General features: G+C 35.9%; 16 protein-coding genes and 2 tRNA genes. 5 read left to right on the plus strand and 13 right to left on the minus strand.

Annotation, left to right across the window (positions count from 1 at the left end):
- Window positions 1–52: 52 nt before the first annotated feature.
- The 6 genes from PHQ93_RS03580 to PHQ93_RS03605 form a co-directional block, all read right to left on the minus strand.
- On the minus strand, window positions 53–1,060 hold the full coding sequence (locus tag PHQ93_RS03580; RefSeq protein ID WP_299940971.1) for an LPP20 family lipoprotein: 1,008 nt from the start codon (window positions 1,058–1,060) through the stop codon (window positions 53–55).
- Window positions 1,061–1,068: 8 nt separating this feature from the next.
- The gene (locus PHQ93_RS03585; RefSeq protein ID WP_299940973.1) at window positions 1,069–2,073 is read right to left on the minus strand and encodes a CsgG/HfaB family protein; all 1,005 of its coding nucleotides are present in this window, start codon (window positions 2,071–2,073) and stop codon (window positions 1,069–1,071) included.
- A 68-nt stretch (window positions 2,074–2,141) separates the two neighbouring features.
- Window positions 2,142–2,900, minus strand: coding sequence for a complement resistance protein TraT (locus PHQ93_RS03590; RefSeq protein WP_299940975.1), 759 nt, complete (start codon window positions 2,898–2,900; stop codon window positions 2,142–2,144).
- A 71-nt stretch (window positions 2,901–2,971) separates the two neighbouring features.
- Complete coding sequence (locus PHQ93_RS03595; protein ID WP_299940977.1) at window positions 2,972–4,081, minus strand: hypothetical protein; 1,110 nt, start codon at window positions 4,079–4,081, stop codon at window positions 2,972–2,974.
- Window positions 4,062–5,483, minus strand: coding sequence for a VWA domain-containing protein (locus PHQ93_RS03600; RefSeq protein ID WP_299940980.1), 1,422 nt, complete (start codon window positions 5,481–5,483; stop codon window positions 4,062–4,064). The genes PHQ93_RS03595 and PHQ93_RS03600 overlap by 20 nt, the downstream gene beginning before the upstream one ends.
- Entirely contained in the window at window positions 5,480–6,403 is a 924-nt protein-coding gene (locus PHQ93_RS03605) for a VWA domain-containing protein (protein WP_299940983.1), read from the minus strand. The genes PHQ93_RS03600 and PHQ93_RS03605 overlap by 4 nt, the downstream gene beginning before the upstream one ends.
- A 103-nt stretch (window positions 6,404–6,506) precedes the next feature.
- On the opposite strand from PHQ93_RS03605, the gene PHQ93_RS03610 reads away from it, so the two are divergent.
- Window positions 6,507–6,582, plus strand: a tRNA-Lys gene (locus PHQ93_RS03610).
- Window positions 6,583–6,593: 11 nt separating this feature from the next.
- Window positions 6,594–6,668: transfer RNA gene (locus PHQ93_RS03615), tRNA-Glu, on the plus strand.
- A gap of 107 nt (window positions 6,669–6,775) precedes the next feature.
- Here PHQ93_RS03615 and PHQ93_RS03620 read toward each other — a convergent pair.
- Complete coding sequence (locus PHQ93_RS03620; protein ID WP_299940986.1) at window positions 6,776–6,979, minus strand: hypothetical protein; 204 nt, start codon at window positions 6,977–6,979, stop codon at window positions 6,776–6,778.
- Entirely contained in the window at window positions 6,976–7,275 is a 300-nt protein-coding gene (locus PHQ93_RS03625) for a BrnT family toxin (RefSeq protein WP_299940988.1), read from the minus strand. Before PHQ93_RS03625 ends, PHQ93_RS03620 begins: the two co-directional genes overlap by 4 nt.
- A gap of 241 nt (window positions 7,276–7,516) precedes the next feature.
- Here PHQ93_RS03625 and PHQ93_RS03630 point away from each other — a divergent pair, with 241 nt between their 5' ends.
- Together PHQ93_RS03630 and PHQ93_RS03635 are read left to right on the plus strand one after the other, a co-directional pair.
- Complete coding sequence (locus PHQ93_RS03630) at window positions 7,517–10,162, plus strand: diguanylate cyclase (RefSeq protein ID WP_299940990.1); 2,646 nt, start codon at window positions 7,517–7,519, stop codon at window positions 10,160–10,162.
- Between the two features lie 27 nt (window positions 10,163–10,189).
- Window positions 10,190–12,184 carry a methyl-accepting chemotaxis protein gene (locus PHQ93_RS03635; RefSeq protein ID WP_299940993.1) on the plus strand — a complete coding sequence of 665 codons (1,995 nt, stop codon included), beginning with the start codon at window positions 10,190–10,192 and terminating at the stop codon, window positions 12,182–12,184.
- Here PHQ93_RS03635 and PHQ93_RS03640 read toward each other — a convergent pair.
- The 5 genes from PHQ93_RS03640 to PHQ93_RS03660 all read right to left on the minus strand — a co-directional run bounded on the left by PHQ93_RS03640 (window position 12,181) and on the right by PHQ93_RS03660 (window position 17,404).
- Window positions 12,181–13,104, minus strand: coding sequence for a cation diffusion facilitator family transporter (locus tag PHQ93_RS03640; RefSeq protein WP_299940995.1), 924 nt, complete (start codon window positions 13,102–13,104; stop codon window positions 12,181–12,183). The genes PHQ93_RS03635 and PHQ93_RS03640 overlap by 4 nt on opposite strands.
- Before the next feature lie 135 nt (window positions 13,105–13,239).
- Window positions 13,240–13,938, minus strand: a complete 699-nt coding sequence (locus PHQ93_RS03645) for an energy transducer TonB (protein WP_299940997.1) — start codon at window positions 13,936–13,938, stop codon at window positions 13,240–13,242.
- 47 nt (window positions 13,939–13,985) lie between these two features.
- A complete protein-coding gene (locus PHQ93_RS03650; RefSeq protein WP_299941000.1) occupies window positions 13,986–15,161 on the minus strand; it encodes an ammonium transporter in 1,176 nt (391 codons plus the stop codon).
- A 286-nt stretch (window positions 15,162–15,447) separates the two neighbouring features.
- Window positions 15,448–15,786: a P-II family nitrogen regulator gene (locus tag PHQ93_RS03655; protein ID WP_299916085.1), complete on the minus strand. Its 339-nt coding sequence runs from the start codon at window positions 15,784–15,786 to the stop codon at window positions 15,448–15,450.
- Between the two features lie 364 nt (window positions 15,787–16,150).
- Window positions 16,151–17,404 (minus strand): ammonium transporter, encoded by a 1,254-nt coding sequence (locus PHQ93_RS03660; protein ID WP_299941003.1) that lies wholly within the window; start codon window positions 17,402–17,404, stop codon window positions 16,151–16,153.
- A gap of 199 nt (window positions 17,405–17,603) precedes the next feature.
- Between PHQ93_RS03660 and gyrA the strand changes: the two genes are divergently transcribed.
- Window positions 17,604–20,087 carry a DNA gyrase subunit A gene (gyrA, locus tag PHQ93_RS03665; RefSeq protein WP_299941005.1) on the plus strand — a complete coding sequence of 828 codons (2,484 nt, stop codon included), beginning with the start codon at window positions 17,604–17,606 and terminating at the stop codon, window positions 20,085–20,087.
- Window positions 20,088–20,122: the final 35 nt, after the last annotated feature.

Raw genomic sequence — 20,122 nt, forward strand, 5'->3', positions numbered from 1 at the left:
TATTTTTATTTACGGAGTATAGCAAAACGGTGTTAATAATAAGTGAAAAAAACTACAAATCAAGCCCCAAAACTTTACCTACACCCTCTTTTTTTATCATCTCGCCGAATTTTATAGCGACACTCTCTTTAGCTATCTCGTAACCTTGCGTGGATTGCCCTACTATATTTAACTTTTTGCTTCCTATAACGGAGTTTTTATAATCTTTTACGGTTATCTCTATAGCAGAGCGGGCAAGCGTAAATCCGTATGAAGATGCTTTTTGAATATTTGAAGATACGGTTATATAAAAGTGTTTTTCACCGCTGCCGTTTTTGATTTGCACTTTTTTTGAGCCAAGTCCCTCTCTTATGAAAGCCTCTAAATTTTTTGATTCATCATCACACTCAATGCTCATGCTTATGGATGCTAACAAAGTACCGTAACGGCTCTCTATCATCTCCATCTTGCCCATATACTCTCTTGCGTCAAAAGCGCCGTTTAAAACATTCATTACGGTTAACATATTCGGTACATCATTGATATCTGTTTTTGCTTTTTTATAACCGTTTAACTGCTCTATCGCATTATATTTTTGAGACTGTTTTATCTGGCTCTCTGTAAAAGCAAACTTCTGTTCCAGCTCATTTTTTAGACTCTCAAAGAGCTTTTGCTTGTCAGATTTGATTAAAACTATATATTTTTTAAAACCGAGTTCCCAAGAGTTAAGAATTTCATAATGGCTGATACGGATTTTTTTGACATCGCTTTGAACCTCGTTTGAAACTGTTGAGCTAATGCTATTTTCCAACCCCTCTTTCACAACTTTTTTTGAGTTAAATTGAGATGCTATGGATACGCTTAGGGTTGAAGCCATCATACTTAGCGCATTTGCCACGGCATCATCCCTATTTTCTCCCTCGCCCGTTGCATAGAGTGTTGTTGATGTTGTTTGCGGGGGATTTGCATACCAAGAGGGAAGCACTTTTTTTTGGGTTAAATCAACCTCTTTTTGGGATAAACAGCCGGAGAGAAAAAGTACACTCGTTATAAAAACAGTTATAAAAATATATCTATTCATTTCCTGCCCTACTTTGATAACTGTTCTTTGGCTCTGTTGTTTTTTTCTATCAAATCCTCAATCCTCAAACACGCTTGACTTATCTCGCCTACGGGCTTTATCATCAACTCGTCTGCTCTTTTATAATACTTTTGCGCCTCTGCATATTTCCCCTCTGCCTCTTTTATAACGCCTAAATTATAAAAAGCAACATAACTTTTTTGCCCCGTAGAATCAATCAAATCAATAAGAAACTTTTCCGCTTTATCAAACCTGTTTTGTTTTATGTACTCCAAAGAGACATCCAAGAGTTTATCTTCTCTATCGTTATACTTTATATCCGGCTTTTCCAGTAAAACAACCTCAAAATAACGATAATGCGGCGTTAACTTGTATGCAAAATTTACCGCAATTGTAGCGGCTAACTTTTGTGCCGCCATCTCCGTAGAAGGCAAAGAGTTAGAATCATCGATGCAATGCGACCACTGAGATGTTTTACTCATCGTATCGGCATAGATAATATCGCCTTTTGCAACATCAACCATACGAACCTCCGCAGATAAAGCGACTTCTCTTTTTGTGCATCCGACATTATAAGGAACCAGCTCTTTGCACTTATTGTCGGCACATCTTAATCGAGTCTCCAAGTAGTGCGTATCATTTGAAGCCACTCTGCCTACACTACCGGAAATTATAGCCTCTGCACCTAGCAAATTACCGACTTGAACGGCAGTTGAGATATCTACAAGACCGCTGTTTTGAATCTTCTGTTCGGCTACTATTTTGTCAAAATTTTTTCTATTGACCATAGTAAAGTAGTTTTTGTTATCGATTTTTTGATTTGCGAGATTTGCCTCTATCTTGTCTGAAAGCCCTACTCTGTCGTTTTCAAACACAGCTACACTAAGCTTTTTTGTTGATGCCACGCGGTCTATCTCAGACGGCTCAAGCGCACGAATGGTAACTTTTTGTGAACATCCGACGCTTATGATTAAAATTAAAAATAACGACAAAATCTTAAAAATTTTAATCATACACAGCCTTTACTATTTTTAGATTACCGCGCCTCTTTTAGAGGCTCGCGATGACTCTCGTTGCAAAATTAAAAAATTCCCGAGATGGATTTTGCCAATGCACTCTCAAGAACAGGTTTTGCCTCTTCAAATTCAAGATTCATTTTGTTTGCGGTACTAACTATGCGGGTGCGATATGTTTTCCATTCCACTTTTCCGCCTTTGATATCCTGTTTTGTCGTAGTAGAGCTTCCCTGTTCCAAGTAGGCTTTTTGTGTTTGAGTAACTACTTCACCCTCTAACGGTCTTTCACGAATCTGCAAATCCGTTACCATAATATACATAATATCCGTAACCAAAGCATCACCCACAAAACCTATAGCAGCCCCTGCCAAAGCCGCTCCCGCCGTACCTCGGTTGCTTCCGCCCATTGCGTACGAAGCTCCGCCTGCCACAGCCGCACCGGTCAGTCCTGCATCAAAGCCTGAGCCAAGGTGTGATTGCGCTTCTTTAAGATTTGATTTGCCTACTTTTAAGATATTTCCCTGAAGCATATATGTTGCCTCATTAGGATTATCGGTAATCCTGTAGCCTCTGCTTTTAAAAGCAGCCATTATATTCTCTTTTACATTCATCTCTTTATCGGATGTATTTCTGATATCAAAATAAACGACTCTCTTCTCCGGTGCAACAGGCTCTAAAAATATAGTCTCGGACATTTTAGTCTGAACATCCAAATCTCTTTTTTTAATTGCGGTATCCATAGCACTGCACCCGCTCAACATAAAACCTAAAACTATCATACCTGCCGTTACCGACAGAGTAAAAACATTACTAATCTTTTTCATAAAAAAACCTTTTTACTAAAATGTAACGGATATTATCCAAAATGATTTTGAAAGAAAATTAAAAAATAGCATTAGATACTTTTTTGCAATATCTTTTTTGCATTATTTAACGATATGATTTTTTTTCTTTCAATATCCAAGATTATCTGCTCATATTTTTTTGAATCATTTAACGCCAAAATCATCATCAACTCTTCAAGTGATTTTGCCTTATCTATCTTTTGTTTAAACTCTTCACCTGCACTCTTTTTTACAACCCTCTTTTTTATATCTATTTTTGAGACTAAAAAACCGGCTATAAAAATCAATACATAGTATATATAAGTGTAGTTAAATTTAAAACTATCATCCTCTGCCTTATCAAGCAGCTCCTCTTTGCTAAACCCTTTTTCAACACTTACGGTTATCGCTTCATATACCAAAGCATTCATTTTTTTCTCTTTGGTGTTAAAATATTCTATCTTAAATTCGGGAATAAGAAAATCCCTCTCGCCTACAAAAGCAAATTTCTGACTCCATTCTCCGCTCTCACCCGCTTCACTTAGCTTCTCTTTTTGCAAAACCTCGCCTGCAAAAATTTTCACACCTTCTATGTTAAACTGAAGCGGTTTTAAAACTTCAAAATTTCCGTCACCTTTTATTGTTATCGTTAGATGATACGGCTCGTTTGCTTTGACTTTTGGCTCATTTTTCTTAATTTCAAAATTAAAATCCCCGACTAAAGAGCTATTTGTCTCTTTTACATCTACTTCTAAAATTTCTTGTTTAATAATTTTTTTTGTAACTGCCTCTTTTTTTACATTATCTCTGCCGATTACCATATCTTCTATAGACTCTTTTGTCGTCTGCTTAATTAAAGCTTCAAAATCAAACTTTATCTTCCCTGCCGTTTTGGCAAATGCGACAAATTCATAACTGCTTATCTTTTTGCCATCAACTATATTTTGACTCTCTTTTAAATTTTTTACTATATATTTTTCATACTCTCCTGCAGGATTAAACTCTACGCTAAAGAGTTCTGCACGGTCGCTAAACTCGCAGACATATTTGAGATAAATAGGCTCGTTTACATAAGCAGTCGTTTTATTTGATGTTGCACTCCATACATAAGTAGAAGCAAAAACTTCTGCATGTAAAAAAATCAATATCGCTAAAAAGACCCTACCAAGGTTTTTTTTCATCTACTTTCCTCTTATTTATAAGTTCATACTGTTTTGAACTGAGTTTTGCCTTGCCGCTGTTTAAATCCACCCGACTATCCGATTCTGCTTTTTTGCCCTTATCATCTCCGCCGCTTGCAGCCGCGCTTACATTCATATTTGAACCGCCGCCCTCTTTTTGCTTTTGTGAGCTCTGCTCTTTTTTTGCCAAGGCAGATTTGTCTTTGCTCTGCTGTTGCCCCGTACTCATCTCTTTTTTATCACCGACATCTCTGATAAACTCCAAATTTTCATCTGCTTCTTTAGAGTAAAAAAGCGTCAAAGATTTGATATACGCCTCTCTTGCTTTTTTAAACTCTTGAAGCCTGACAAGCGAATTAGCAATGTTATAGTAAATGATTGATTTTGTTTGAAGGTCATTTGATTTTACTCTTTCATAATTCTCAAGCGCTTTTTCGTACTCGCCGCTTCTATAAAACTCTGTCGCTTTATTGAAAAATTCCATATTTTGGTTTGCGCCAAGATGTACGCCAAAAAGCAGCAAAAAAGCCACGACAAATCTTTTTAGAGTCGTCACGCTTAGTAAAAATGTAATAATTGCCAAAATAATAAAATAGTAAAAAAGTTCCAGATTTCTAACTATCGTTGTTTTGCTCTCTTTGTCTTTTGATTTTTGAGCCGCTAACGCATCAAGAAGCTTATCAAAATCTTTTGTATAAACTCCGCCCGTAATGTCTGAAACCTCTTTAATCGCGCTGTTTTCCCTGCTTACGACTATATCGCCAAGCTCATCTTTTAAAAGCTCTCCACCCTCAAGCCTCATTGTTCCGCCCATTGTTGAAGCAGTCATAAAGATATTTACCACAAGATTGTTATTTTTAGCAAAAACGGCTTCGGACTCGTAACTCAGCTCATCGGCTCCGTCGCTAAAGAGTACAACGGTAGCTTTTTTTGAGTTTGACATCTTTCTTGAAAGCTCTAACGCAGACATAACGCTGCTACCTTTTGTAATGATAAGTTTTTCATCAAGAGAGGCAAAAAGATGCAGTAAAAGCTCCTTATCTTCCGTCATCGGGGATAAAACAATGGCATTTGTAGTAAAACCGAGAACGCCGAATCTGCTCTTTTGCTCCATCTCAACCAGCCTCTTTAACATCTCTTTCGCAAAGGAAAGTCTTGTAGGTTCGATGTCGTTTGTCTGCATAGAGTATGACAAATCAACCCCGATTATAACATCGCTTAGCATCTGTTTTGATTCGATAGGTTCTTGTTCTATGACAATACGGCTGAGTGCAATTACTATAAAAATAAAAGTCAGCATATATCCATAGACGACGACTCTAAACTCTCTAAAATCCCTCTTTATAAAAAACGGTAAAAGAAGAAGCAGGAGCCAAAAGTATTGCGGATACAAAACGCTCATCTTCTAACCTCCCTAAAGAGTAGATATAGCAAAATTCCGAGTGCAAAAAGCAAAGCCACCCAATAGTAAAAATCTTTCAAAAGATACTCTTTGCTCTTTATCTTTGAGGACTCCATCTCATCGATCTTATCATAAACCTTTTTCAGTTCTTTTGCAGACTCCGTGATAAAAAATTCTCCGCCGCTCTCATCGGCAATTTTTCTTAAAAGCGCCTCATCAGGCTCGCCTTTGTTACCCATACCGATTGTGTATATCTTTATATTTTCATCTTTTGCAAGAGAAGTTGCCTCTTTTGGAGAGATATCACCGCTATTATGCTCACCGTCGGTTAAAAGTATAATGATTTTTGTTTTTGCTTTAGAGTGTTTAAATGCACGGACACTCATAGCAATTCCCTCGCCGATGGCAGTATTTTGCCCTGCCATACCGTGAGAGAGATAACCGAGCATCTCACTTACTATCTCTTTTTCATAAGTTATAGGCGAAGCTATAAAAGCAAAATCTCCATATAAAACTACGCCGACATTGTCGCTCTCTCTTTTTTTTATAAAATCCGTTGCGATAATCTTTACTATCTCAAATCTGCTCAATCGCTCCTCTTTGCTCATCTCTTTTTCAACATCAAATCCTGATGCATTCATAGAGCCGCTCCCATCAATTGCCAAGACTATATCTTTTCCGTCTCTGTTTGACGGATTTATCTTATCAACGACTATGGGCGAAGCAAGAGCGATACACAAAAGCACAAAAATAGCTATTTTTAAAAGCCACTCAAGTTTTAAAAAACTCTTTTTTGCAGATAAAAAGTGCAGATGCACGAAAAATCTAGGCTTCATTTGCTCTCTACATTTATACATACAGTATATTATCGGAGCTAAAAGTAGTATGATAAACGGGTATTCAAAGCTAAAAAGATTCATAATATACATTTTACCAAAAAATTTTAAAATTTATATCTTTTTTTCTTGACATATAAATTCTATTTGTCTATAATTCGCGTCCACAAACAGTAGGTTTGTCAATGTCTTGTTAGCTCAGCCGGTAGAGCATCTCACTTTTAATGAGGTGGCCGATGGTTCGAATCCATCACAGGACACCATTTTATTTTTTGGCCCCGTCGTCTAGCGGTAAGGATCCATGGTTTTCATCCATGTTACAGGAGTTCGATTCTCCTCGGGGTCACCAATTAAAATATCTACTTATCTTTAAACTTTTCAACAACCAAATCTAATTTCTTTAACCCTGCCTTCCGACTATACTTAGAAAATTGCAGTTACATTTAGAATTGGCGATTACATACTAGCAATTTCAATAAGCTCTTTGTCTTTACTCAGTAGTTTGTTTATAATTTGTGTTAAATTGGTATTTTGTTTTTTTGCTAAAGTAGAAAAAAAACTTTCAATTTCTGGTTCAAGATATATGGGTAAATTAAACGCTGCATCTTCTTTGTAAAACTTACCTCTAACACCCTTTGAAAAATCATATTCTTCTTTCATTTTAATCCCTCCAAGTAGATTTGTTGCTCTTTTTTGGTTGCTTTTCTAGAACTTATTATTCTTATATTACAGTTATCGTTGTCAATTGAGATGTATGTGTGCACTACAACAAGCGTTTTTGTGTGCAAATCCATCCCGATAGTCACCCATCTATCTTCACTATCGCTATGTTCATCATCAAAGATAGAAATCATATTTTTATCTCTAAATACCGATGTAGAATCTTCAAAACTAACATTATGTTTGGCAATGTTACTCTTAGCTTTATTTACATCCCATTCAAAATTGTAGTTCATAAATAGCCCTGATAATATTTATGATGTATTGTATCAAAAGAATTACAAATTTTGAATTACACTCTTCTTTAGATACCTAAAGAGTGGCTTTTTTAAAATGTGGTGTGGTGCTTGATGCTAGGCATGTGGAAAAAATGTAAAAGCTCAATAAAATTTATAAGCCTTTATTTTTTTAATTCTAAATTCAAATTATAAGTGCTAAAATGGCTCTTATAGCAATTTTAACAAAAAAGAATATCTATTGACAAATAAAAAAAATCTCATAAAATATCCGCTTATTTTTATCACCTTAAGCGCTATTGCTATTTTTATATCAAACTATCAGATAAAAAATCATGAAAAAGAGATTTTAGATCAGGAAAAAGAGCTTCTCTCTATAACTTATAACACGATAACAAAAGCTTACAAAACACACGCGGAAATCTACTTTAGCACTAAAATCAATGTACCTGCCATATATGAAATAATGAAAAAAGCAAATAGCAATGATATATTGGAGAAAAACAGAGCAAGAGAAGAGCTTTACGACTCGCTTATAGATAGTTACAACTCCATAAAGCTCTTTAGAATCAGACAACTTCACTTCCATCTCCCAAATAACGATAGTTTTTTAAGATTTCACAAACCCGAGAGATACGGAGATAATTTAACAGGCATAAGAGATACCGTTGCCTATGTAAACAAACATAAAGAGCCGGTTTCAGGTTTTGAAGAGGGAAAAATATATAACGGATACCGCTTTATCTACCCTCTTCTTGACAAGAAAGAGCATTACGGAAGTGTTGAGATCTCCGTATCGATGTATGAAATCATTCAACACATGAGAGATGAAGCCGTTGCTAATGTTGAATTTATTATAAAAAAGAGCGAAGTTAGAGAAAAAGTTTTTGACGATGAGTTAAAAAACTATATTCCTAGCAAAATAAGTGATGATTATCTATATGAAAAGAGTATCTCAGGTGATGGAGACAAGCTTCTTGAAACTATCGTAAATACTCACCCAGAGACAAAAAAACAGATATCAACGGGGGCGGCATTTAACTTTTTTACGCCGTATGAGGGGAAAGTTTATATTACGACATTTATTCCAATCTACAACAAATATACAAAAAAACATGTTGCAAGTATTATAGTAAACAGACCAAATCTATCTCTTGAATATATAGTAGAAAAAGATAGATTTATCAACATCTTAATGGTTCTTTTTATCGGTCTCTTAACCTACGCTTACTATAGAATCCAAAACAGTGCTTGGGTTTTGAAGAAAAAAAACAGCGCACTTAATGAGATTCAGCGTATCGCGAAACTCGGTTCATGTGAGTTTGACGCAAAAACAAAAAAAATTTTATGGAGCGATGAGGTATATAACATTTTTAAAACCAAACCTCAATCATTTGAACCCTCTTCCGATAAATTTTTATCATTTGTTCATCCGCAAGATGTAGGAAAAGTAAAAAGCGAATTTGCAAAATCCGTAAAAGAAAAAAAGCCGTATCTTATTCAACATAGAATTATAAATCCCGACAAGAGTATATCTTATATCAACGAAGCCGGATACCATGTATATGACGAAAACGGCGAGCATATTCAAACCATCGGAACCATTCACGATGTAACAAATATTATAGAGTACGAAGAGAAGATTAAAAGTATAGAGAATGAATTGGAGTCTATTATAAATCACATTCCCGATATTTTATTTAGATGCAAAATCGATGACGAGATGACGATGCTCTTTGTAAATAACGCTATTTACAAAATCACCGGCTATAAAGCAGAAGGTTTTATACTAAATAGCGTCAGAAGTTACAGAAGCATAATAGACCCACAAGATAGAGAGACTTTAACTAAATGGATTTTGCAAGCTCTTAAAAACGGAAACGACTACTCTTTTGAGTACAGAATCATAAACTCCATAGGAGATACCGTCTGGGTTCGTGAAACAGGCAAAAAAACTATAACCAAAGAGGGATTGGAAATAGTTGAGGGGCTTATTTCAGATATTACAAGCCAAAAAAATGCTATGGATAAACTACAAAAATTTATTGATATACAAGACAGCATCGTTATCTTAACGGATGAGAAAAAGATTTTATTTGCAAATAAGAAATTTTTTGACTTCTTTGGATATAAAAACCTAGAAGAGTTTAAAAAGGATTACAACTGTATCTGCGATAAGTTCGTAAAAGATGATAACTTTTTTTATTTGGACAAAATGCTGCCAAAAGAGGAGAATTGGGTAAGAAGTCTGCTAAATCTATCGGGTCGAGAGAGAATCGTCTCCATGACAAACAGTAAAAATCAAGCTCATGCTTTTTCTGTATCTATAAACAACTATGATCCGCAAAGTTATATTATAAACTTTAGCGACATCAGCGACACTATGTTTGAAAAACTTCAGCTTGAGATTAAAGCAGTTCGGGATCAGCTTACAAATGCTTATAATAGAAACTATTTTGAATCCTCCATAGAAAATATCATAAGCAATAATGAAAAACAAAACGGTAAAACCGGAGTTATTATGTTTGACATAGATCATTTTAAAAATGTAAATGATAACTATGGTCATAGCGTGGGCGATGAGGTTTTAAAGAGTTTAGTCGAAGTCGTGAACCGTTTTATAAGAAAAGACGACAAACTTATAAGATGGGGCGGTGAGGAGTTTATCATAATTTTTTATGCTAAAAACATAGAAGATATTAAAAAAGAGGCTGAACATTTAAGAGTAGTTATACAAAATCATAAATTTGAACACGCCAATAACTTGACATGCAGTTTCGGCGTTGCCATGCACGAAGAGGGAGAATTGATTGAAGATACGATAAAAAAAGCGGATGAAAAACTCTATATCGCAAAAAAAAGCGGAAGAAATAGAGTCGAATTTTAAAATATTAAATTAAATATAGGAGTAAAAATGATATCTATAGGGAAAAAAATTACAATACTTATTACTGTAATATCTTTGGTGTTGCTGGTTACCAGTTTTTTTGTTTTAAACTATTTCAAATCAGGAATTGAAACGACTGTTTATGAAAATGAAAAAAATGCTCTCACCTCCAAGATAAAAGATAGAATGGGTGCTAAATTTGATGTCGGTATAACAAACGCGGTTGCAATCGCAAACGGTGCAAGTATCATAAAAGCATTGGATGAAAATAACAGAGAGCTAGCTATAAGCACTCTAAAATCTATCGGAGAGATATATAAAAGCGAGACAAGTTTTAAAAATGTCAAAATCCACATCCACGATAAAGATCTAAAATCTTTTCTTAGAAACTGGGAAGTAGAAAAATTCGGAGATGATTTAAGCAGTTATAGACACACTCTAAACAGCGTAAAAGCCGATAAAAAATCAATGGCGGCCATAGAGGTAGGCAGAAACGGGCTTACTATCAGAGGTTTGACTCCGATTATAAAAGAGGGTAAATACATAGGTTCCCTAGAGTTTATGCAAGCTTTTGAGTCCGTTATAAATCAGTTTGTATCACAAAAAGAGAATCTTTTAGTATTGATGGATGACAAACTTCTCAACATTGCAGATTTGGCAGATACTAAAAATAGAGTCTCCAACTATATATTAAGCCAAAAGACAATCAATGAGGACTTTTTAAAATTTGCACAAAAAATAGATAGTAAAAAACTCATAGAAAAAGGTTATGTATCTGATGATAAATATTTTTATACATACTCGGATATAAAAGATTTTAAAGGCAACTCAATCGGTATATATCTTTTAGGAAAAGATAAAGCAAGCGTTGAAAAAGCCATAGACGGTGCTAGCAGTATCATAAATAGCGCTTTGGCTTTGGTAGCTATACTAATCATCATTATAACAATCGCAATTTTAATTACCATTAGAAAAATTGTTCTAAACCCTCTTGATACATTTGAAGAGGGACTGTTAAACTTTTTCAAATATCTTAACAAAGAGAGCAAAGAGGCAAATCCTATTAAGATTTATGAAAATGATGAAATAGGAGAGATGGCTAAAGCAGTTAATGAAAATATCTTAAAAACAAAACAAAACATAGAAGAAGATAGAATTCTCATAGAAGATGTAAAAAGAGTAGTTGCAGGGATAGATAAAGGAAGCTTGGAGCAAAGCGTAGTCGAGAGTACAAAAAATCAAGCCTTAAACGAGCTAAAAGAGAATCTCAACAAGATGTTATACTCGCTTCAAAATAGCATCTGTAGAGATACAAATAACCTTATTGCGACATTGGATCGCTTTAAAAATTCGGATTTTACCGCTAATGTCAAAAACGATAACGGAAAAACTGCACTTGCCGTCAATAATATGGGTGAAACTATCCGCAATATGTTAAGGGTATCTAGTCAAAATGCTTCAGATCTCTCTCAAAAATCTATAACGCTAAAAGAGAAGATGCAAACGCTAAGTACGGCATCGTCAAAACAGGCATCAATGCTAAAAACCATATCATCATCTATGGAATCTACAAACAGCTCAATTGCCGATGTCTCGCAAAAAGCAAAACAGGTAGCTTCACAATCAATGGAGATAAAATCGGTTATAAATGTTATCTCCGATATAGCCGATCAGACAAACTTGTTGGCTCTTAATGCCGCTATCGAAGCCGCAAGAGCAGGAGAACACGGAAGAGGTTTTGCAGTCGTTGCGGATGAGGTAAGAAAACTTGCAGAAAATACTCAAAAAAGTTTACATGAGATAAATATAAGCGTTGAAACACTCTCTCAAGCTATTTTAGAGATAGGAAGCGCCATAGAAGAACAAGTAGGCGATATCAACGAAGCAACCGATTCCATAAAAGATATAGATAAAACTACGGCACAAAATGCATTATATACCAAAGAGATAGAGAGCATTGCCATAGAGCTCGACGATATGTCTGCAAAAACACTCCTAGATATCAGCACAAAGAAATTTTAATTCTCTTTGTGCTCTATTTGGATTGTCGTGTGAGCTATGATAAATTTATACTCTAAAAACTCACTAACTTCAGAAATAGTTTTATCATAAAGCTCTTCATCAACTTTATCCAAAATTATATGGCATGTAAGGTAGTAGTAGTTGTGTGAAATTTCCCAACAGTGAATATCATGAACATCTGCTATATACTCAAACTCTGCTAAAATCGCCTCTTTTACAGTATCCACATCATAGGGTGAACCTTCTAAAAGTACATGCACGGAGTCACTAAGCAACCCTTTTGCCCATTTTGCTATAACTACGGCTACAACTAAAGCTAAAATAGTATCGAGCATATAAAAATGGGTATAATAAATTATTATGGCACCTATAATAATCGCGGCAGATGAAAAAGTATCCGCCAACATATGCAAAAATGCGGATTTTATATTGATATTGTCATGATTTGCTTTAAGTAAAATAAGCCCCGTGATTATATTTACTACAAGTCCTAAAGCGGCTATCATTATCGTAGCACTCGCCAGTATCTCTTCCGGGCTTAAAAATCTCATTATCGCTTCATATACTATCCATACTACGGAGAGTGCAATAGTAAGCCCGTTGATAAATGCGGCTAATACCTCGGCTCTAAAATATCCGAATGATTTTTTATTATCAATTTTCTTTGTAGAAATTACAAGAGCAAAAAGCGACAGTCCCAAAGCAAAAGCATGGGTAAACATATGGATTGCATCGCTAATGAGTGCCAATGAATTTACATAAATTCCGCCCGCTATTTCTACTATCATAACTACAAATGTAATCACAAAAGAGATAGTTAAAAGCTTTTTGTCATTTATGTCGTGATGATTATGACCATTATCGTGATTTTGCTCATGGTTTGAAAGCGGATAGTGATGATTATTATATTTACAAACCATTATATATGTACCGTTTTTTAAATATAAGTCTCATTTACTCTCCAGATGATTATAATTGAAAAGCTAGTATAACTACTTATTTCTTAACTTTTGATAATGGATATCAATATAATAATCCGATTGATATTATAAATTTCAATTTAAATTATAGTTTATAGGGATACTTAGGCTGATTTCCCTACTAGGTTTTGGAAATTTCTGGGACAAATCTTCTATAGTTTTAATTGCTGCGCTACTAAGAATCTCACTACTAGAATCAACTATTTTTATATCTGAGACTTTTGCATCGGTACTTAGGCAAAACTTTACGACTACGGTTCCCGTAATCCCTCTTCTTCTAGCAGAAATCGGATAAGATAAGTTATCTTTTATTAACTGGGCTATTTTTTGCGTATTTACTTCAATATACTCTTTGCTTAACTCTTCTTGTTTTGGCGGCGGATTATCTTTTTGTATCTCAAAATGCTCTTTTTGAACAACTTTTTGCTCTAAGACAACATCTTTGGCGATAGGAAGCTCTTCATGCACCATCTCTTTTACACGCTCAATCTCCTGAGTTTTTGGCTCCGCAATCTCCGCTTTTTTTAACGCAACAAAAGGTTTTATCTCTTTTTGTTTTTGCTCTATTGTTTCTTGGATTTTTTCAATTTTTTTTGATTCCGTTTGTTGCGGTGGTTGTTGGTTATGTTCTACATTACAAAGCTTTAGGCAAACTTTGTTAAGCTCCTCTTTTTTTTCAATACTGCTATAAGTTTTATATGCAAAAAAAAGAGTTATAAGCAGAGCAGCATGTATGCCTAGAGAGATAAGAAGTGAGCTTTTTTGTCTAATCATAAAAGAAATAGTAACAGAAAAACTATTACTATTTTGTTAAACTATTTTTATATAGCTCTTTTAAATTCAGGGTATGATTCCACACCGCACTCGTTTACATCCATACCTTCAAGCTGATTGTCATCACTTGCTCTAAATACGGAGATTTTATTAATTAGATATAAAACTATATAAGAAACACTAAATGCAAAAATTCCCACAAGAACTACGCCTTTTAACTGAGCGGTAAAAGATATGCTATCCGCAAAAATTCCAACAGCCAAAGTTCCCCATATACCGTTTACTAAATGAACGGATAGTGCTCCGACAGGGTCATCAAGCTTAAATTTATCAAATACCGGAACGGCAAATACAACTAAAGCTCCGCCTACCAAACCGATTAAAATCGGTGTATATGCATCATATAAATCAGGTCCTGCAGTAATTGCGACCAAACCGCCCAACGCACCGTTTAGTATCATAGTAATATCAAGAAGTTTGTATCTCATATACATAATTATTCCGGCGATTATTGCACCTGCAAGTCCTGCCGTATTTGTATTCATAATCGTTTTAGCTACTAAATCAGCCTTTTCTATACTTGATATTGAGCCTACGCTTCCGCCGTTAAAGCCAAACCAACCTATCCAAAGCAAAAGCGCTCCAAGCACGACAAGCGGTATATTTGAAGCAGGAATAACTTTGATTTTTCCGTCTTGATAACGACCTTTTCTTGGACCGATAATCATTATAGCTGCTAAAAGAGCCCAACCGCCCGTTGAGTGAATAACGGTTGAACCTGCCAAATCGTACATTTCGATATCAAGCATAGTTCCTTTAATCATATCGGCACCCCAGCAAACATTGACTACAAGCGGATATATAACAGCACCCATTACAACCGTAAAAATAGCCAAAGGAATAATGCGAACACGCTCGCTGACACCGCCGCTCATAATGTTTACTGTTTTACCGACAAATGCCATCTGGAACATAAAAAATGCCCAAATGCTTTGATTAAGATTTTCCCAACTGCCAAAAGCCACCTTAAAACCGATAAGCAAAAACGAGAGCGATGCAACGGCATAAATCATTACATTTATTGTAAGAACTGCAGAGACATTTTTTGTTCTGACAAGCCCTGCTTCAAGCATAGCAAAACCGGGAACCATAAAGATTATCAGCACCATTGCAAAAATGGTAAAGAAAGTATCGAGAATATATTTAAAATCTGCTTCTAACATGTAAGAGATCCTTTTGAAAAATAAAGAAAAGATTATATCTTAGAAATTGAGCAAGATTTTTTTTAATTGATTAAATTTTAATCAGTTTGAGGATTTTTTAATGCTATATATCGGTTCTCTATATCTTTTTTAGATATAGAGAAAAACTTCTTGTAAAACTGCAAGAAGTTTTCTGTCTCGCAAGAGGCAAGCTTTAGTACCCGTGCTGCTAGCGTAGCAAAAGGAACTTTGTTCCTTTTGCGTGTAAATTGAGTTCTGCAAGAACTCTAATAAAAAAGTTAAATTATTATATCGCTTCGCTATCTGTCTCGCCAGTACGAATACGGATGATTTTTTCAATATCGCTGACAAAAATTTTACCGTCACCTATTTTACCGGTTCTTGCAGCCTCTACGATTGTGTTAATCACCTGATCTACATTCTCATCATCCACTACCATTTCCATTTTGATTTTAGGTAAAAAATCTACAACATATTCGGCACCGCGGTAAAGTTCGCTATGACCTTTTTGACGACCGTAACCTTTTACTTCACTTACCGTCATACCGGTAATTCCTATCTCTGCCAATGCATCCTTAACATCTTCTAATTTAAATGGTTTAATAACCGCTTCTACTCTTTTCATAATAATATCTCCAAATTAAGTTTAAAATTGTAACCATTTTTATGCTTTAAAGCAAACTACTTTGTTTATACGCAAAATGAGCAAAGCCCATTTTTGCTACGCTGGCCGCTTTGGCACTAAAGCTTGCCTCTTTCGAGGCAGATATGCAAAACATATCATTTATACGCAAAATGAGCAAAGCCCATTTTTGCTACGCTGGCCGCTTTGGCACTAAAGCTTGCCTCTTTCGAGGCAGATATGCAAAACATATCATTTATACGCAAAATGAGCAAAGCCCATTTTTGCTACGCTAGCCGCTTTGGCACTAAAGCTTGCCTCTTTCGAGGCAGATATGCAAAACAAATAATGTTTTGCAATTAGATTTTTACAGATTTATTGCTTTTTCGCCGTGAATTGTTTCGTCAAGACCTCTGTTTTCGCTCTCATCGTCAACTCTGCCGCCGCCTGTTATTGCTGAAGCTATAAAATAAATAACCGCAGTTGCAATAGCGCTATAAACAGTTGTTAATCCGATTGCTTTTAGTTGACTTGCCAACTGTGAAGCCATACTATAGTTCTCTATCATCGCATAAGGTGCAATAAATATTGCAGTTGCAATCGAACCCCAGATTCCTACCAAACCATGGATCCAAAACGCATCCAATGAATCATCCACTTTAAACATAGTTTTTAGTTTAGCCACGCCGATAAAACCTAAAGCTCCGCCGATTAAACCTATAATAATTGCACCCTCGACACCCGCAGTTCCCGATGCCGGAGTAATAGCGACCAAGCCTGCAACGGCTCCCGAAGCTCCGCCTATAATCGTCGCTTTTTTATAAACAAACCACTCTACCATAATCCAACCGATTACACCAAGGGATGCGGCAACATTTGTAACTAAAAATGTAGATGAAGCTATACCGTCCGCAGCCAGTGCTGAACCTGCATTAAACCCGAACCAACCGAACCATAAAAGCGCCGCACCGAGTGAAACCAATACCGGTGAGAACGGTTTAATTGCCGCTTTGCCGTAATCTCTTCTGCGTCCAAGTATCATTGCAACTACAAAACCTGCTATACCTGCATTTAAGTGAACAACCGTTCCGCCTGCAAAGTCCATCTCTCCAAAGTTAAGCGATGAACCGCCGCCCCAAGCCCAATGTGCTACAGGTGCATAAACCGCGACAATCCATAAAGCCGCAAAAACCATATATGTAGAAAATTTAACCCTCTCTATCATAGAACCGCTTGCAATTGCAACCGCGATAGCAGCAAAAGTTCCCTGAAATGTTACAAACAGAAGTTCAGGAATAGTTCCCTTTAAAGTATCCGATGTAATTCCCGAAAGTAAAACCTTACCGCTTCCGATAATATCACCGTCCCCGAATGCTATAGAGTAGCCTACTAAAACCCATACCAAAGTACCGACCGCATAAGCGCCTAAACTCATACCTATAGTATTTAGCACATTCTTACTGCGAGTTAAACCTCCGTAAAACAGTGCTAGTCCCGCAGGTGTCATAAGCATAACAAAAGCGGTAGCAACAAGCATCCAAGCGGTATTGCCGCTACTTAGCAGATCTTCGGCAAACGCCAAAGACGGTAGAGCTAACAAACTAAGTAAAAACCTCTTCATCTTTCATCCTTTTATAGCTAATCTACTCAAAATTATACATATAAAAACTTCACTATAAACAAAATATTGATTAATTTTTAATCAATATAATTTTTTGAGGTAAACATCAGTAAAATTATCTTTTTTTTAGCCGTTTTCATAAAGCTTAAGGCGTTTTTGGATACTATCGAAAAATTTTATTTTCTAGTAGGTGTTATATATGGGCAATTTGCTAAACAACGATAATATACAAACTATAAATATTGAAGAATCTCTTCAAAACAGCTACCTTGATTACTCTATGAGCGTAATCGTAGGACGTGCTCTGCCTGATGTTCGCGACGGACTTAAACCAGTTCACAGAAGAATTCTTTATGCTATGGATAAATTAAGCCTCTCGGCAGGAGCAAAATTTAAAAAATCAGCCCGTATCGTCGGTGACGTTATCGGTCAATACCACCCACACGGCGATACAGCCGTTTACGATGCACTTGTTCGTATGGCTCAAGACTTCTCTATGAGAATGCAGTTAGTTGACGGTCAAGGAAACTTTGGTTCAGTTGACGGCGATAGTGCTGCTGCTATGCGTTATACCGAAGCTAGAATGACGAAATATGCCGGAGAACTTTTAAAAGATTTAGAAAAAAATACTGTTAATATGATAGACAACTACGACGGTACCACAAAAGAACCGGATGTTATGCCTACTCGCGTACCTAATCTTCTTATAAACGGCTCATCGGGTATTGCAGTCGGTATGGCAACAAATATTCCTCCGCATAATCCTACCGAGATTATGAACGGTTTAAAAGCACTTTTGGCAAACCCGAATATAGAGCTTTTTGAACTTATGGAGCATATAAAAGCACCTGATTTCCCGACAGGCGGAACAATATTCGGTAAAAAAGGGATTATGGATGCATATGCAACCGGTCGCGGCCGTATAAAAGTTCGTGCCAAAACTCATATAGAGAAAAAAGGCAATAAAGATGTCATCGTAATCGACGAATTGCCGTATCAAGTAAACAAAGCTCGTCTGATTGAAAATATTGCAGACTTAGTAAAAGATAAAATGATAGACGGTATTTCAGAGATTCGCGATGAATCCGACCGTGACGGTATCCGTGTCGTTATTGAGCTAAAAAAAGATGCAATGAGCGAAATAGTTTTAAATAACCTTTTCAAGCAGACAAGTATGCAAACTACTTTTGGTATCATTATGCTATCTATTTTAAACCAAGAACCGAGAGTTTTTGGGATAATTGACATATTAAAGCACTTTATAAATCACCGCAAAACTATTATTATTCGTCGTACTATTTTTGATCTTGAAAAAGCAAAAGCTAGAGCGCATATCTTAGAAGGTCTAAAAAAAGCTCTTGATATTATTGATGAAATCATTAGAGTTATAAAATCTAGTAAAAACATTGAAGAAGCAAGAGACAACCTAGTTTCAGAGTTTGATTTTAGCATGCTTCAAGCGCAAAGTATCGTAGATATGCGCCTTGGAAGGCTTACAGGGTTAGAGCGCGAGAAAATAGAAAATGAACTTCGTGAACTTCTTGAACTCATCACTTACCTAGAATCTATCCTAAAAAGCGAAGAGATACTTCACGGTATCATAGATCAAGAATTTGATGAAATCCTCTCTATCTATACGGATAGCAGAAGAACAGAAATCGAAGATGATTATGACGATATTGATGTTGAAGATCTCATCCCTAATGAGCCGATGGTTGTAACTATTACTCACAGAGGCTATATAAAAAGAGTTCCTCTCGTACAGTATGAAAAACAAAAAAGAGGCGGTAAAGGAAAAATTGCCGTCACAACCTATGAAGATGACTTTATAGAGAGATTCTTTACATGCAACACGCATGATACGCTACTTTTTGTAACTGACCGCGGACAGCTTCACTGGCTAAAAGTTTATAAAATTCCTGAAGGAAGCAGAATAGCTAAAGGTAAAGCGGTTGTAAACCTGCTTAATCTTGTAGCAGATGAGCAAATCCAATCAATCAACCCGACAACAGATTTTAGCGAAGAGAAATCTTTGGTATTCTTTACTAAAAAAGGTGTTGTAAAGAGAACAAATCTAAGTGAGTTTTCAAATATTAGAAGTAACGGTGTTAAGGCTATTTTACTTGACGATGACGACTCTATCATAACGGCAAAAATTGCAGATCAGAGTATAAAATATCTTTTTATAATGACTAAAATGTCTCAATGTATAAAATTTGATATGGAAAAAACTCGTGATCAAGGTAGAAATACAAGAGGTGTCAGAGGTATCAAGTTTAAACATGCAGATGATGTGGTTGTAGATGCAGACATTATTGCTAATGATGATCAAGAGATTTTAGTGGTAAGCGAAAAGGGTATCGGAAAACGAACCGATGCAGGCGAGTATCGCTTAACAAATCGCGGCGGTTCCGGCGTTATTGCTATGAAGATGACCGCTAAAACCGGAAAATTTGTTGTCGGATGTTTGATGGTTGATGAAAGCATGGATATGATGGCACTTACAAAAGCCGGCAAAATGATAAGAGTAGATATGCAAACAATCTCAAAGTCAAGCAGAAACACAAGCGGTGTTTACATAGTAAAAGGGGATGATGTAGCAAGTGTTTCTCGTTGTCCGAAACAGCCAATCGAAGATGAAGAAGATGATGATTCTCTTTTTGAATCAAATGAGTTGGAATAATAGTTGCTTAAACTAGTTAATAAAATCATGTCAAG

Source organism: Sulfurimonas sp., from assembly GCF_028714975.1.
Taxonomy (GTDB): Bacteria; Campylobacterota; Campylobacteria; order Campylobacterales; family Sulfurimonadaceae; genus Sulfurimonas.

What these genes read in the sequence shown, in the direction of transcription:
- PHQ93_RS03660 (WP_299941003.1), bottom strand. Translation starts at nt 17,404, where the DNA reads ATGAAGAGGTTTTTACTTAGTTTGTTAGCTCTACCGTCTTTGGCGTTT.
- PHQ93_RS03580 (WP_299940971.1), bottom strand. Translation starts at nt 1,060, where the DNA reads ATGAATAGATATATTTTTATAACTGTTTTTATAACGAGTGTACTTTTT.
- PHQ93_RS03585 (WP_299940973.1), bottom strand. Translation starts at nt 2,073, where the DNA reads ATGATTAAAATTTTTAAGATTTTGTCGTTATTTTTAATTTTAATCATA.
- PHQ93_RS03625 (WP_299940988.1), bottom strand. Translation starts at nt 7,275, where the DNA reads ATGAACTACAATTTTGAATGGGATGTAAATAAAGCTAAGAGTAACATT.
- PHQ93_RS03620 (WP_299940986.1), bottom strand. Translation starts at nt 6,979, where the DNA reads ATGAAAGAAGAATATGATTTTTCAAAGGGTGTTAGAGGTAAGTTTTAC.
- PHQ93_RS03645 (WP_299940997.1), bottom strand. Translation starts at nt 13,938, where the DNA reads ATGATTAGACAAAAAAGCTCACTTCTTATCTCTCTAGGCATACATGCT.
- PHQ93_RS03590 (WP_299940975.1), bottom strand. Translation starts at nt 2,900, where the DNA reads ATGAAAAAGATTAGTAATGTTTTTACTCTGTCGGTAACGGCAGGTATG.
- PHQ93_RS03600 (WP_299940980.1), bottom strand. Translation starts at nt 5,483, where the DNA reads ATGAGCGTTTTGTATCCGCAATACTTTTGGCTCCTGCTTCTTCTTTTA.
- PHQ93_RS03635 (WP_299940993.1), top strand. Translation starts at nt 10,190, where the DNA reads ATGATATCTATAGGGAAAAAAATTACAATACTTATTACTGTAATATCT.
- gyrA (WP_299941005.1), top strand. Translation starts at nt 17,604, where the DNA reads ATGGGCAATTTGCTAAACAACGATAATATACAAACTATAAATATTGAA.
- PHQ93_RS03605 (WP_299940983.1), bottom strand. Translation starts at nt 6,403, where the DNA reads ATGAATCTTTTTAGCTTTGAATACCCGTTTATCATACTACTTTTAGCT.
- PHQ93_RS03650 (WP_299941000.1), bottom strand. Translation starts at nt 15,161, where the DNA reads ATGTTAGAAGCAGATTTTAAATATATTCTCGATACTTTCTTTACCATT.
- PHQ93_RS03640 (WP_299940995.1), bottom strand. Translation starts at nt 13,104, where the DNA reads ATGGTTTGTAAATATAATAATCATCACTATCCGCTTTCAAACCATGAG.
- PHQ93_RS03595 (WP_299940977.1), bottom strand. Translation starts at nt 4,081, where the DNA reads ATGAAAAAAAACCTTGGTAGGGTCTTTTTAGCGATATTGATTTTTTTA.
- PHQ93_RS03655 (WP_299916085.1), bottom strand. Translation starts at nt 15,786, where the DNA reads ATGAAAAGAGTAGAAGCGGTTATTAAACCATTTAAATTAGAAGATGTT.